Origin of the sequence: Parabacteroides caecihominis (assembly GCF_023656785.1) — a bacterium.
In the GTDB taxonomy this organism is placed as follows: domain Bacteria; phylum Bacteroidota; class Bacteroidia; order Bacteroidales; family Tannerellaceae; genus Parabacteroides; species Parabacteroides segnis.
The window spans coordinates 44,482-58,538 of sequence record NZ_JAMOKS010000040.1; the positions used below are offsets into that span (position 1 = coordinate 44,482).

Sequence of the window (14,057 nt, forward strand, 5' to 3'; positions counted from 1 at the left end):
GGGGATAAATCCCACAGAGGAAGAGGCTTTGCCTCCTGTATTTAAAACCGTTGGTTGAAACCAACGGCAAAAGAGAGCCTGCGGCACGAGGCAAACCTCGTTTAAAAGACACCATAAATAACTCAATTATTTCTAAATTTTAATTTATACAAAATGAAAACCCTTGAAACAATTCTTGCCTTCCTCACCAGCCTTGCCCGGATCATCTTTCCCCGCAGGCAAAAGTCGGCAGCCGGTGACTGCCCTTGTCCCCATCCCTATCCTCGTCCTCTTCCTGATGGCGATCACCCTGTTGTCTCTACTGATGGAGCAGACGGAAGTGACGCTGACAACTATCGGAGCGATACTCTCGCTCTCCACCAGGGCGACTGGGGAACCAAACAACGTGTCGAACCCATAGACATTGCCGGTTACAGCCTGATGGCTGCGGGACTGATCAGCGGTCTATACAAATTATTCACCGCATGAGTTACAAAGAAAATTACCAACGTATGATCCGCCGCAACAAAGCGACCGGATATGCTATCTATGACTGTTTGTTGAAGGCTTACCAAAAACATGCCGAAAGCATGGATGTCTCCGGGATTACCGACCGGGACATCTCCCGGATCAGTAAGAAGCTATTGGTCAGCGAACGCTGGATACGCCATATCTTATGTAAATATCATCTGTTTTTCGTTATCATCGACCAGTATTATCCGGAAGAGGAATGGGAAGATGAAGAGACGGATGTTTGATCGTTTAAAGTCTGTTATCTTCTCTGATATGGAGGGGTAACAGGCTTTTTGTGTATTAGTTAATCCAAAACCTCCCAATGACCGGACTTAGCATTTCCGATTCGCACAATTTTACTTCTTTCCCTCAAAGTCCGAATATTCTCTTCTATCTTTCTCTTTGAAATACCTATTTCTTCTGACAAACTTTGAGCCGATACGGACGGATTTTGTTGCATTAAGTTCAATATTCTTTTCTGCGTTTCAGACAATTTATCACCGACCCTATCACCGACCTTATCACCGACCCTATCACCGACCCGACCTATGACCTTATCACTATCCCCTCCTTCAAAAGTCTTTGAATATACTGTCACATTCAATCCTCCTGAAATCTGCTCAAACTTCGGTAAAGGTAATCCGGCCTCTTTAAATAAGGTAATAACCCGACGAATTCCCGAACCATATTTCTCTATCAACCCTAAATCTTTACAGAAATCAGCAACCATTTTATTCCGTGGTGTCGATTTGTAGCGATTATTCATTAAATCATCAACCGTAATATCATCTGGAAGCATACCTGGATTGAAAAATTCAATTTTATTATCGTACACTTTCACAATCGAATCCGAAGCTGAGCGATAATCACGATGAATGATCATGTTCAAAACAATTTCTCTTATTGCTTCAAGGGGATATTGCCAACGTTCGGTGTTATAAGCACTACCGGTAATAATTATTTCTTTGTTAATATGCTTCCGTACAAAATCCAAAACCTCATTGATTTGGGTTAGTACATCCGACTTCGAACGAGCAGAATCTTTAATAATAATGTCCGTTTGAAAACGTCCCAGCTCTACTGTTGAGATAATATTATCATCTTTATGAAAGAGTAAAAAAGCTGCATTTGTTATTTTGTCCTCTCTTAGCATATTATATTTCAACAAAAAGGACAAAGGATCTTCAGTGATACTGTGACCTTTGTTTTCCAAAAGATCAATAGCTTTCTGAACTTTCTCTAGCGATATATCATCAATTGTATGTAACGCATCGACATAAGTATCCCAGCTGGAGTTGATTGTATGCAAATATAAATTTACTACTTCACCGACAGTCAACTGGTGATTCGAATTATTAACCCGTTTATAATACCGACCTTGAACTGCCACCGGTTTAATCGGATATTCCTGAATCTGAAAAGCTACAATCTGTTTGCCGTCAACCTCTATCACATTGACATCGGGTATTAATACCGGAGCCGTCTTGCTTTTAATCTCATTTACAAAATTCTGAACGCTTTCTTTTGCAAGTTGTATCCCCAGAAGTTTACCACTATCATCGACACCCACGTATACAGTCCCTCCACCTGCATTTGCAAATGCAACCAAAGATTCAATGACTCCCGTATTAAACGAGACTTTAAATTCTGTATTCTGATCTTCTATGACTGGGATATTGTGCATACTTTTTTTACAAACTTACACAAAAAACAAATATAGACTATCTTTCTCCTCAAAATAATCATGTTGTGACTGCGCATGATCCACCGCAGCAAAACAACCAAGACATTTCCGGAACATTCACCCTTATATATCATAATTCCTCTACCGACTCTACCGACCGTATCATCTGATCTAATAATACATCAGGATGAAAATGCTGTTCGGCAAAGGTTTTGTTACACAATCCGATTGCGTTCTTTTGACTTTCTGAAAGTTCTGCAAAAGCTAAAAGTTTTTCCGCCAACAGTTCCGATTCTTCATGACAGACAGCCATGTTTCCTTTACAGACATTCAGGATATCACTGATATGCGACTTCTCCGGACCGATATAGAGAATCGGTTTGCCGATAAACATAGCCCCATAGACCTTATTCGGATGCGTATATCCGACACATCCCTCTCCCAACGAAACAACCTGGATATCGGCCGAACCCAACGACAAATGAATCCGTTCACGCGACTGGTAAGGAAGGATCATGACATTATCCAATCCATACTCTTCCTTATATTCGCGGACTTCCTGCAAACGTACTCCGCCACCGATATGAACAAACAGGAAACGCTTGTCATCACTCAGCCGGACAGCAGTCTCCAACAGCGTCGTCAACGGATGCATCACCGAATGATTACCGGAATACATGATCACGATACGGTCACCGAAACCATTCTCCTGACGGAATGGGTTATCCTCCCGCTTCCCTTCATACACCGACTCCATCACCGGCCAGATTGGTCAGAAAGTATAGATCATAAATTATAATAACCACAATACCACTCTACAGTCTCTTTTACTCCTTCTGTTAAAGTTTTATGAGGTTTGAATCCTAAATCAGCTTGCAAACGACTTATATCAGCACTTGTCTGATAGACATCTCCAGGCTGCATTGGCAAATAAATTTTCTTAGCCTTTTTACCAATAACATCTTCAATAGTCTGAATAAAGTCCATTAATTTTATTGGATGAGAATTCCCTATATTATAAATTCTATATGGAGCAGAAGAAGTTCCGGGATCAGGATTTTGTGGGTCCCAATCCTTATTGGGTAAAGGAACATGATCTATCACCTTAATAACACCTTCTACTATATCATCAATATTAGTAAAATCACGTAACATGTTCCCATTATTAAATACTTTTATTGGCTGATTATGCAGCATAGCATCTAAAAAAAGGAAAGGCGACATATCTGGACGTCCCCAAGGACCATACACGGTAAAAAATCTTAATCCCGTAGTTGGGATGCTATATAAATGGCTATAGGCATGTGCCATCAATTCATTCGATTTCTTTGATGCAGCATAAAGGCTAACCGGATGAACTGTACTTTCTCCTTCAGAAAATGGAAGATTCGCATTTAAGCCATATATACTACTTGAACTAGCATATATTAAATGCTTCACTTTACTCCAGCGACAACCTTCAAGGATATTTAAGAATCCCTCCACATTGCTATGGATATAAGTATCTGGATTCTCTATAGAATATCGAACCCCTGCTTGTGCAGCCAAATTACAGACCACATCAAACTTTTCATTACTAAAAAGCATTTGCATAGCCTGTTTATCTTCTAAATTCATACGAATAAAACGGTAATTGGGATATTTTAAACTTTCAACATATTTATACCATACAATTGCATCCTTTGAAATACCGACTTCCTGTAAACGAGCATATTTCAGTTCCGTATCATAATAGTTATTTATGTTATCTAATCCAATTATTTCACAACCTTTCTTCAATAAGGCAAGCACTATTTGAGAAGCAATAAAGCCAGCAGAACCAGTAATCAGAATTTTCATTTAGCCTCTAAATTATTATAAATTTTTAAATGTTTAGTAAGTACGTCATTTATTGAAAAGTAACGTTCAGCTATTTTACGAGAATTCATTCCCATTACATTTCTCAATTCGGCGTTGTCAATTAGTATTCTCAATTTCTCGGCTAATGCTTTACTATCTTTAATCGGTATTAAAAAACCATTAATACCATCCTCTACCGTATCCCTACAGCCAATCGAATTTGTTGTAATAATGGGTCGTCCAATTGCAACTGCTTCAATTAATGATTTAGGAACTCCTTCACGATAGTAACTTGGATAAACAACAATATGAGATCTAATCAGTAATGTTTTTATATCTTCCCGATATCCTAGCCATTGAATATAATTTCCATCACAATGACATAGAAGATCTTTTTCTTTTATAGCTTTAGGATTTTTTGATAATCCACCACAAAGCAGAAATTGAACTCGATCTTTATATTCATTCTGAAGCAGTAAAGCAGCCTCTATAAGAACCAGTGGACCTTTTTCTCGGAGCATACGACCTGAGAATATCACTTTTATAATGCTGTCTGATAACTCCGGTTGATAAACAAATTGATTTAAATCAACTCCAGAACCTTTTATAAATATAACATTTTCATTTTTTACAATATGATATTTCAGAAATAATGATTCATCCTCATGATTTTGAAAAATAACTTTTACATTTTTACGGTTGTGAGAGAAACGTAAGATGGATAAAACCAAACGAGATAATAATGATATATTCTCTTGTGAAAATAAAATACCCAATCCACTAACTGCATTTACAACACCTTTTACACCTGTCAATTTTGCGGCTAACCCTCCCCACAAAATATTCTTCAATCCAACATGATGAACAATAGATGTACAATTTCGTTTGTATAGCTTAAATAGAAAGATAAATGTCAATAATTCCTGCAAGATATTCTTTCCCGTTGGATTAATAGGAAAATCTATCATCTTCAAACCCAAAGATTCTATTTCTCTCTTCTTCCCTGTATCTTTTGAAACTATAGTTACATCATAACCGGCTTTCATAGCAATAAGAGCAACCTCCTTACGATGTGAGAGAAAGAAAGTATCTTCGTTTACAACTATATATAACTTACTTTGCATCAAATACAATCCTATTTTTTATGACATATATATAAATCTTCCATTGGATTCAGTCCATATTTCATATTCTCTACAGAAATATTACGTACTTCTACCTCAAATCCAATATCTTTCAAGTTTTTTATATAATCACATTGTGCGTAAAGTCTATAATGATCTTTTTGTCCAAACAATTTATAGCGTATTTTAGGATCTTGAATTGTAATATCCTCTAATGTTTTATTTAATAATTTAGATAAAGGTACTTGAATAATAGCAAAACCATTAGGTTTAAGGACCCGAAATATTTCACTCATAGCTTTTTTATCATCAGGAATATGTTCTAATACATGAGCACAAATAACGATGTCATAGATATTATCCGTAAGCTGCAAATCTAACAAATCCATATATTGTACATAATTAGGGTAAGTATAACCCTCTGCAAACAGATCACCACATGTATATGTGATATTTTTACAACGCAATATTTGATTAGACAAATGAAACTCAGGTGCAATATGTAAAATAGACTTTTGGGATCCATCAAAAATTTTCGCATAATCACGTAAATAAATATACAATAATTTTTCCTTATCCGATGCCTGACAATTCCAACAACTTCCTCTTCTACGACCAGCACCTATAGCCTCATATTTCTTTAACACATCAGCCTTACCACCAATCAAAATCAAATCATTTGACAAAAATCCACAAAAAGGACAAATATATTTTTTTCCTCTATGGAATAATTGACCAGAAACTTTTAAAAAGAAATTATAAAATGGTCGAATTTTTTCCTTTAAAATAACATTCATAGAAATTACTTATATATCAATATTCATTATATTCTACTATTATCCTCTATTCAATAAAGAATAATAAACATTTTCGTACAAATCGACAGTTTTGCCCAAATCAAAGCATTTTGCACGCGCAAAACATTTTGCTGCTACTTCATTATAATATTTAGAATTTGAAGTTAATTTTAGTACCTCTTCTGCCAACTTATCAGAATCACCTCTTGGAAATAAGACTCCAGCTCCAAATACAATTTCATGTAGTCCATGAACATCACTAGCCACAAATGGTTTTCCAACACACATTCCTTCAATTGAAGATAAAGATAATCCTTCATAATAGGAAGACATGATAACTATATCGACTGTTTTCAAAATTTGAGGAATATCATTACGAACACCCAACATATGAACCCTTTGAGAAAGATTCAAGCTTGCAATTAAAGACTCACTAATCTTCCTTCTTTCACCATCACCTACTAATATTAAATGATAATTATCTGGTAGTTTATTCATCGCATATATTATAGTATTCTGGTCTTTTGCTTTTCTAAATCCAGCGACCATTAGTAATAATACTGTTGCTGAGTCAAGATTAAACATTGATCTCTTATCAGAAGATAGTGCTGATAAATAAGTTTTTATATTTATCCCATTATATATACATTCCATTTTAAATTCGGTTCCCAAATATTTCACTAACTGTACTGTAGCTTCATCAGAAACTGTCACTATTTTATCAAATTGTCTATACACAAACTTATCAACACACTTAAAAAAACAAAAAAAACGCCTTCTATTCTCAGTATTATGTTCTGTATAAATAAATACTGGAGCTTTTTTTATAAATATTTTTGCCAATCCAACCCAATATAAAGAAGGAAAAAGATGTACATGTACAATATCATAGTTATTTAGCAGTTTTAATATTTTAAAAATCAATAATGGATTATATACTGTATTTGAATATAATTTATACAATTTAACATTGTATTTTTCTAATATTTTAAAAAAAGGGGAATCTATATTTTCTAATAAAATGATATCAACTACATGATTTCTATTTAAAAGTTCTGGAATATAATCTAATACAAACTTTTGAGCTCCCCCTACAGACATATTATTAATTACTTGTAAAATTTTCATATTATATTGATTTCAATAATTTCAATGCAGCAGCTTCCCACTTCATTTCTTTTTGAGAAAATTTTTTTGCACAAACTGACATAGACAAAATGCGTTGTCTATCCATAGTTAATGCAATAATGGCACTAGCCAAATGTTCGACATTACCAGGTTCAACTAATATACCTGTATCTAGAGTCACTTGTTCTGATATCGCTCCAACATCTGATGCTATTACTGGTTTTCCAAAACTATATGCTAATGGAATAACGCCTGATTGTGAAGCTTCTATATACGGTAAAACAAGATAATCAACATGACCAAATAAGCTTGCTATTTCATCATTAGGTATCTCATAAAGTTTTAGCTCTAAATTATCTCTTAACTCATTGAATAAAGATGTATATGGAGAAGTATCACCTGCTCCAGCAATCACAATCTTTAATGAAGGTATAGTTTTCACAACAATCTTCAATGCTGATAATAATATATCCAAACCTTTATATTTAACAATCCGACCAAAAAACATAATTCTATTATGAAAAGTATTATGGCATTGAAAACTGTTACTTACATAATAATTAAGATTAGGATGCGGAATTACTATTATATTATTACTATCTATTCCTTTTTTATTCAAATCAGAAACAAATTTTCTTGATAAGACAACTATTTTTTCACAAAAAAAGAAAGAAAATTTATGATTAACTCTCAACAATAAAGAATCTTCTCCCTTATGCCGAACTAAATCATGTATAGTCCTTACACGAATAATACCTTTTGGTATAAATAAAGAAAAAATCAAATTTTGCCATAAATCTGACATAGGAGAATAAATACAATCTGGAGATATTGTTTTTAACTCATTTCTTATTTTAAAAAAAACACCAATATTAAACGTTTTTTTTAAATAATCATTTTTTGATGTATATGTATCTAATTTTAACAATTTTACATTTCGATTTTTAGCAAAATAATCCCATTCTTCTAAATTATCTATCCACTGAGAAATAATCACCAAAGAACAAGAGTTATATTCCGATAAAGCTCGAAACATTTCAAAAGCTAGTATAGTACCAACCCCTTTAATACCAAGATAAATTAAAGATATTTTTTTCATCTCAATATTACAATTTATCTATTTCCCATAAATACATTGTCTTATCAATCTCATTTCCTGCAATACGCAATGGCTCTTTAATTTTATCTATATGCTTAGGAAAGTAAAATGGTTTTCTATGTAAGTTCATAGAATAACAATCACCAGTATTTATATCACAATTTCTTATTGTTAAAGGATATGAAGTGGTAAGTAAATATTTTGATTTACTTCTTTTAATATTTTCTATTGCCAAAAAAATATTTTGATATGATAAATGCTGCAAACAATCTTTACAAAATATCAAATCAACTTGAGGCAATTCATCTTTTGTTAAATCAATTACGCGAAAATCAATACCTGGGTATTTCGTTTTATTAATTTCTATCAATTCTTCAACAATATCAGCTCCTATATATTTTAGATTCCCCTTATCAACATATTTCATCCAATTGTAATCACCACAAGGTATATCCAGAATTGAATCAATATGGTACTTTTCAAATATTGCAGGCAAATATTTTCTTAGAGAAGTTGTTGAAACAAATGTAGATCCCCATCCAGATACAGATTCTTTACATTCCCAAAGATTTTCTTTATATATCATTGAGAAAGGATTTTTATTTTTCAACTTACAACCGCTTCTATTATAAGTAATACTGCGATAATACCGTATAACAAAAACATACAAGTAAGAATTACATTTCAAATAATTTTTAATTTGATTAAAATAGATCTTCATTTTCATTTTTTTATCAATTAATACAACATATCAAACAAAATATTTTCTAATATAAAAAAATCACTATAAGTTAAAGATAAAAAACAACAAAACCCTTCAATTAAAATATTACTACTTATAAAATATAGATTTATAAGGAGAATAAAGCGTTGGATGCCTATTATAACCACTAATAAAACGAATAGAACAATAAGAAATAACAAATATAAGCATCAATAATTTAATCCGTTTTGATGTCAATGTTCTAAATAGATATGGAATAATAAGGATAATAAATATTTCATAGTAATTAACCACTCTAGCAAATGCAATACCCAAAGGAGCTAAAGAAAAATAACAGAAGCATCCAAAAATATAAAAGTTACTAATACCATTAAGCAATTTGTTATTCATCCTAAGAGTATTCAGTAAACCTAAAATAGCAATTAGAATAACAAATCTAGAAATCATTCCTTTTATCAATAAATCAATTAATGTAACTCCATCATTTGCACCAGTTTTAGCAGGATCTTCTGCTAATGCAATATATCTTGCTATTTTAAATGATACTATGGAATCAAAAGAATTAGAAAAATAAATCAACAAAGGTTCAATAAAAAAAATTGAACCTATAAAACAAATAAATAAAACAAACAAACTTTTCCTTGACAACCTTAAATAGTATATTGGATAAGCCAATATAAAAATTATTGATGTGACATGTATAGAAGAAGCTAGTAGAACAAATAAAATAAAAACAAGAATTCTTTTTTTATAAATATAATTAAATGAAAAAAAAGTAATAGCAATAGCCACATTTTGTCTTACAAAATAAATATCAGCAAATATGATTGAAAAAAAAATCAACAAAGAAAAAACTGGATTTAGACTAAAATTTCTTATTGTAATAAGAAATGAAAAATATATAATTAAGGATTGTACAAATAAAAGGATTGTATAATTATTGAATACATTACGTATAAAACAAGATAAGTATTGATATCCAAATTCAAAAAACATTCCTTCATCAGGTTTAGTAAAATTCAAGAAGTAATCATAATAACTCATCCAATCAGCGCCTCTATCCCAACGAAGAAATGACAAAAGAAAAAAAATCATTATCCATACATAAAACAAATATAAGTTTAATTTTGTACATCTCATATCAGTATATGTAACTATCAAATATGACAATAATAATAAAATAAAAATAAACACCAAATACATTCAATATAAAATCAAATATTTCTAATATAATTATAAGACTCTCGTTTTAATAAATCAATTTTAAATAAAAACAAAGAAACAATCCATTTAATATCACTAATCATAACTCTTTTATTAATTGTTTTCAATTTCGAAATTTTTAAATATTTATAATATTCATTTCTCAGAGGATGTAAACAATATATTTTCCAAGGTTTTCTTTGAGAGAAATGTAATATTATTGGATTCTTTATAGAATCATTAATTTCACAAAAATCAGCCTTATCATAGATTGGATCAACTCTATATAATGGATCCAAAACATTATACTTATAGGATATTATCAATTTAGAATCTCTCAAAATATAATTTAAAGCATCTTGGTCAACAATTTTTATTTTTTCAGGATTTTTTCTAATAAAGCTTAATGTTTCATTTTGCAAATCATATTTTCTCCAATAATCTAAATTCATCAACATCACACCTGCGTTAAAGTATTTCAAATCTTTTGAATATTCTAATCGATCAAATATTTCATCTATTGATTGAGCCAAACTGTCGATAACAACACCACATGAAAAATTTCTTATATCTATATTCCATAGCTCATCTATTCTACCCCGAATTATTATATCAGAATCTAAATACAAGACCTTAGATATATCATTTGAGAGTAAACTAGGCAATAAGATTCTATAATAAGTAGAAAGTGTATATCTACCCTCCACAACAGGACAATAGTGAATAATATCAGAATCTATTCCATAAAACTTAATCGATTGTCCATATCTTGATACAATTTTAACAAGATTATTCTTGTTAAAATTACTTATAGTATCAACAACTATATGAACTGTTACATTTTCATCTTTATTATTTTCAAATAATGATGTCAACATCACACCACAATAAAGCGCAAAATTATCATCTATACAAGAAACTATATTCATCATATTATATAATAACAATCAACAAAAACGATTAAATAAAAATTCATTTTTCAAAATATAAACATACACTTTCCCCTTTAATATACATTTTATATTTATATGACACCAATGCATCAAAAACGGCTTTTGCACATCCAGGAACAAATCTATCATGTAATTCAATTATTAAAACTTTAACAAGAGGCAACCAAGTTTCATACCCTCCTGAAAATATTCTTTTCTCAGAACCCTCAATATCTATTTTCAATATATCAATTTTATCCAAATTGTAATCCTTTACTATGTCACCAATTGTAACCGCCTGTATACCTAATGATCCAGGGAATTCACAAACAACAAACGAGTTATCTAATACACTTTTATCAACTATATTCAAATTACATTTTTTATTCCAAACACCATTTTTCAAACACAAAACATTTTCATAGTATTTCATATTTTCTATCAACATTTGATAATTATTATCTTCTGGTTCTATTGAAATCAGATGTACACCTGGATATTTATTCCTATAATAAACAGATGTAAGGCCTATATTTGCTCCGCAATCAATAATAACAGATGGATTCAACGTATTTAAAATATCAAACTCATAATCTTTTTTCAAAAAAACCTGAGAATATGTAATATAATCGGCCATATTACATCTTAATGAAATAGGATACCTATACCCATTCAATTTAACTGTCACTTTTCTTTTCCCTAAAATTGGATAAAACTCCAATTTAAAAGCATCTATCCCTATAATTCTATAATCTCTGATAAAATTAGCTATTTTTCTCACAAAGTTCATTTTACTATTATTTAAGCATATTAAAACCGATAATACATTCATTTTTTTCCGACAAAGACATGATTAATTGTAATATAATCCGTATCCTTAAATATTTCATCCAAAAAACAAAATACAATATTCAATATAGTAATAATAACACGATTGAACAAAGAGAGTAATTTTCGAATAAAAAAATATTTAGATTTAGATGGAGATAAAACATGAGCAAAGATCAATCCCAACACAGCCCATTTTCCTCCATTTGCACACTGATATTCAATTTTAAATTCTGAATTTAATAGTAATTTTTTTAATCCAAAATAAGTAAAACGAAAAAAATCATATGGAATTTCATGATGTGGCCACACTAACGGAGCACTAACAATTAATACTCCCTCTGGTTTTAGCAAACGATATGCCTCTAAAATAACGTTTTCAAAATCATATACATGTTCTAATACCTGAGTACAAATTACTATATTAAAACTTTCTGATTCCAATGGTATTTTTGTAGCATCGCATAAAAAATCTACTCGGAAATCTGAAGATTGAGCAACATCACACCCCACATATCCTTTACCATCAGCTCTTTTAGTCAAACTTCTAATATATCTCTCGTATGGCTTATTACCACAACCTATATCCAAAACTATATCATCTTTTTGAACATATGTAGATAAAATATTTTTCAAATCTTTATGAAAATATTTATAATGGAGATAATTTCGATCTAAGACATTCGTTGTACAAAAAGAATTTATACGATACTCAATTAAAGATCTATTCATTTATTGCTTCGTTTTTATGTAAATTAAAATATATAATGATTATAAAAAGTAATATCAACAATGACTTCAATAAAAAAGAAATAATAAGTCTATAATTAGAAGTATACATATCCAAAACACATAAAATTATAGAAATGAAAATAGATGACAATATAGGTTTATATAATTGCTTAATAAAACAGCTGTATTTTCCTTTCAAAACTTTTACATTTAGAAACCAATATGTATTAATTAGATTAAGAATACGAGATATAACCCATGCCCATGCTAAAGATTCAACAGAAGAATAAAAAATAACAGAAACAACCAAAGATATTATTATTATTATAGAATTATAAATACCTGCTACAAAAAGGTATTTAGTAGAATTAGCAGCTTGAAAGAAAGCATTACAAGATGACATAATTGTTTGCCATCCTATAGACAATGATAATATTTTGAATACAGGAATTGCCTCTATCCATTGATATCCAAATAATAATATTATTATCTCTCTTGATGAAAAATAAAAAAAGACAGATAGAGTAAATCCTATGAAAGCTAAAACTTTTACAATTTGATCATTATAATGTAATACTTTTTCATTATCATGCTGATAATTACTTAAAAGAGGATGCAAAACTGGTATAAGAACATTTGCTGTAGTCACTATTGGTAATTGAATCAATTGATAGGATTTATCATAAAAACCTAACTGACTCATTCCCAATCTTTTTCCTATAATAAACTTATCTAAGTTACAAACAACATAAGATGAAATATTAAATAAAAGTTGAAACATTGAATAAGATGCTATCTTAGAAAAGGTGCTTTTATTAATAGTAAAACTAAAATTCAATCTATGTTGTTTATAGTTTATAAAAAAGATAAATACGCTTGAAGTTATAGGGGTTAATAATAAAGAATAAATTCCAGCACTATTAAAAGCTAATATACAAGATACTATTCCGCACAATAATTGTACAAATAGAGTACGAACAGCCATAAAACGAAAACGCTTATTTTTTAGTATCAAACCATTTGGTACAATATTAGCTGAAGCAAAAAAAACATTTATAGCCAACAATTGACAAACAGGAGTAAGTAACTCATTATCATAATACAAAGAGATGTATGGTGCTATCAAATAAAAAATAAATGCCATAAAGACTCCTAATACAATTGTAAAGGAAAAAAGAATTGATAGATCCTGTTCATTTAAATCCTTTCTCTGAATAATTGCAGGAGCCAGTCCCATATCACTAAATACTGCAAAAAAATTAATTACAATCAAAGCAATTGAAACGACTCCAAAATCATTTGGCTCAAGCAAACGAGCAAGTATAGTTGTTATAATCAAGTTTATTATTAAACGGTAGTGTAAAATAAACTGTGTCACGCATTATTTATCTCTAGAAAACTCATCGGTCGGGGAACGGCCCGCGCCAAGGGGCGGGACCACCCGTCCCGACGAGCGTAAAATTACAATAATTTAA

The 14,057-nt window shown here is 30.7% G+C and carries 15 protein-coding genes; 2 read left to right on the plus strand and 13 right to left on the minus strand.

From position 1 onward, the window contains the following. The first annotated feature begins 153 nt into the window (after positions 1-153). Positions 154-468: a hypothetical protein gene (locus NBH14_RS24255; protein WP_186961984.1), complete on the plus strand. Its 315-nt coding sequence runs from the start codon at positions 154-156 to the stop codon at positions 466-468. Continuing rightward, positions 465-737 (plus strand): hypothetical protein, encoded by a 273-nt coding sequence (locus NBH14_RS24260; RefSeq protein WP_186961985.1) that lies wholly within the window; start codon positions 465-467, stop codon positions 735-737. The genes NBH14_RS24255 and NBH14_RS24260 overlap by 4 nt, the downstream gene beginning before the upstream one ends. 59 nt (positions 738-796) lie before the next feature. On the opposite strand, the gene NBH14_RS24265 is transcribed toward NBH14_RS24260, so the two are convergent. From NBH14_RS24265 to NBH14_RS24325, 13 genes are all read right to left on the minus strand, one after another. After that, positions 797-2,176, minus strand: coding sequence for an RNA-binding domain-containing protein (locus tag NBH14_RS24265; protein WP_186961986.1), 1,380 nt, complete (start codon positions 2,174-2,176; stop codon positions 797-799). A gap of 130 nt (positions 2,177-2,306) precedes the next feature. After that, positions 2,307-2,933: a glycosyltransferase gene (locus NBH14_RS24270; RefSeq protein ID WP_250817819.1), complete on the minus strand. Its 627-nt coding sequence runs from the start codon at positions 2,931-2,933 to the stop codon at positions 2,307-2,309. A gap of 29 nt (positions 2,934-2,962) precedes the next feature. Next, complete coding sequence (locus NBH14_RS24275; RefSeq protein ID WP_186961987.1) at positions 2,963-4,015, minus strand: NAD-dependent epimerase; 1,053 nt, start codon at positions 4,013-4,015, stop codon at positions 2,963-2,965. Then, the gene (locus tag NBH14_RS24280) at positions 4,012-5,139 is read right to left on the minus strand and encodes a glycosyltransferase family 4 protein (protein WP_186961988.1); all 1,128 of its coding nucleotides are present in this window, start codon (positions 5,137-5,139) and stop codon (positions 4,012-4,014) included. The genes NBH14_RS24275 and NBH14_RS24280 overlap by 4 nt, the downstream gene beginning before the upstream one ends. Before the next feature lie 11 nt (positions 5,140-5,150). Beyond that, positions 5,151-5,936, minus strand: coding sequence for a methyltransferase domain-containing protein (locus tag NBH14_RS24285; protein ID WP_186961989.1), 786 nt, complete (start codon positions 5,934-5,936; stop codon positions 5,151-5,153). Positions 5,937-5,975: 39 nt separating this feature from the next. Then, positions 5,976-7,064, minus strand: a complete 1,089-nt coding sequence (locus NBH14_RS24290; protein ID WP_186961990.1) for a glycosyltransferase — start codon at positions 7,062-7,064, stop codon at positions 5,976-5,978. Position 7,065: 1 nt separating this feature from the next. Next, complete coding sequence (locus NBH14_RS24295; RefSeq protein ID WP_186961991.1) at positions 7,066-8,163, minus strand: glycosyltransferase family 4 protein; 1,098 nt, start codon at positions 8,161-8,163, stop codon at positions 7,066-7,068. A 7-nt stretch (positions 8,164-8,170) separates the two neighbouring features. After that, a complete protein-coding gene (locus tag NBH14_RS24300; RefSeq protein ID WP_186961992.1) occupies positions 8,171-8,749 on the minus strand; it encodes a class I SAM-dependent methyltransferase in 579 nt (192 codons plus the stop codon). Between the two features lie 246 nt (positions 8,750-8,995). After that, positions 8,996-10,027, minus strand: coding sequence for an EpsG family protein (locus NBH14_RS24305; RefSeq protein ID WP_186961993.1), 1,032 nt, complete (start codon positions 10,025-10,027; stop codon positions 8,996-8,998). A gap of 74 nt (positions 10,028-10,101) precedes the next feature. Then, the gene (locus tag NBH14_RS24310) at positions 10,102-11,022 is read right to left on the minus strand and encodes a glycosyltransferase family 8 protein (RefSeq protein WP_186961994.1); all 921 of its coding nucleotides are present in this window, start codon (positions 11,020-11,022) and stop codon (positions 10,102-10,104) included. A 40-nt stretch (positions 11,023-11,062) separates the two neighbouring features. Continuing rightward, complete coding sequence (locus tag NBH14_RS24315) at positions 11,063-11,812, minus strand: FkbM family methyltransferase (protein ID WP_186961995.1); 750 nt, start codon at positions 11,810-11,812, stop codon at positions 11,063-11,065. Positions 11,813-11,850: 38 nt separating this feature from the next. After that, entirely contained in the window at positions 11,851-12,582 is a 732-nt protein-coding gene (locus tag NBH14_RS24320; protein ID WP_186961996.1) for a class I SAM-dependent methyltransferase, read from the minus strand. Continuing rightward, complete coding sequence (locus NBH14_RS24325; protein ID WP_250817820.1) at positions 12,575-13,921, minus strand: lipopolysaccharide biosynthesis protein; 1,347 nt, start codon at positions 13,919-13,921, stop codon at positions 12,575-12,577. Before NBH14_RS24325 ends, NBH14_RS24320 begins: the two co-directional genes overlap by 8 nt. Positions 13,922-14,057: the final 136 nt, after the last annotated feature.

Coding starts and splice junctions, on each gene's coding strand:
- NBH14_RS24255 (WP_186961984.1), top strand. CDS start 154: ATGAAAACCCTTGAAACAATTCTTGCCTTCCTCACCAGCCTTGCCCGG.
- NBH14_RS24260 (WP_186961985.1), top strand. CDS start 465: ATGAGTTACAAAGAAAATTACCAACGTATGATCCGCCGCAACAAAGCG.
- NBH14_RS24265 (WP_186961986.1), bottom strand. CDS start 2,176: ATGCACAATATCCCAGTCATAGAAGATCAGAATACAGAATTTAAAGTC.
- NBH14_RS24270 (WP_250817819.1), bottom strand. CDS start 2,933: ATGGAGTCGGTGTATGAAGGGAAGCGGGAGGATAACCCATTCCGTCAG.
- NBH14_RS24275 (WP_186961987.1), bottom strand. CDS start 4,015: ATGAAAATTCTGATTACTGGTTCTGCTGGCTTTATTGCTTCTCAAATA.
- NBH14_RS24280 (WP_186961988.1), bottom strand. CDS start 5,139: ATGCAAAGTAAGTTATATATAGTTGTAAACGAAGATACTTTCTTTCTC.
- NBH14_RS24285 (WP_186961989.1), bottom strand. CDS start 5,936: ATGAATGTTATTTTAAAGGAAAAAATTCGACCATTTTATAATTTCTTT.
- NBH14_RS24290 (WP_186961990.1), bottom strand. CDS start 7,064: ATGAAAATTTTACAAGTAATTAATAATATGTCTGTAGGGGGAGCTCAA.
- NBH14_RS24295 (WP_186961991.1), bottom strand. CDS start 8,163: ATGAAAAAAATATCTTTAATTTATCTTGGTATTAAAGGGGTTGGTACT.
- NBH14_RS24300 (WP_186961992.1), bottom strand. CDS start 8,749: ATGATATATAAAGAAAATCTTTGGGAATGTAAAGAATCTGTATCTGGA.
- NBH14_RS24305 (WP_186961993.1), bottom strand. CDS start 10,027: ATGAGATGTACAAAATTAAACTTATATTTGTTTTATGTATGGATAATG.
- NBH14_RS24310 (WP_186961994.1), bottom strand. CDS start 11,022: ATGATGAATATAGTTTCTTGTATAGATGATAATTTTGCGCTTTATTGT.
- NBH14_RS24315 (WP_186961995.1), bottom strand. CDS start 11,812: ATGAACTTTGTGAGAAAAATAGCTAATTTTATCAGAGATTATAGAATT.
- NBH14_RS24320 (WP_186961996.1), bottom strand. CDS start 12,582: ATGAATAGATCTTTAATTGAGTATCGTATAAATTCTTTTTGTACAACG.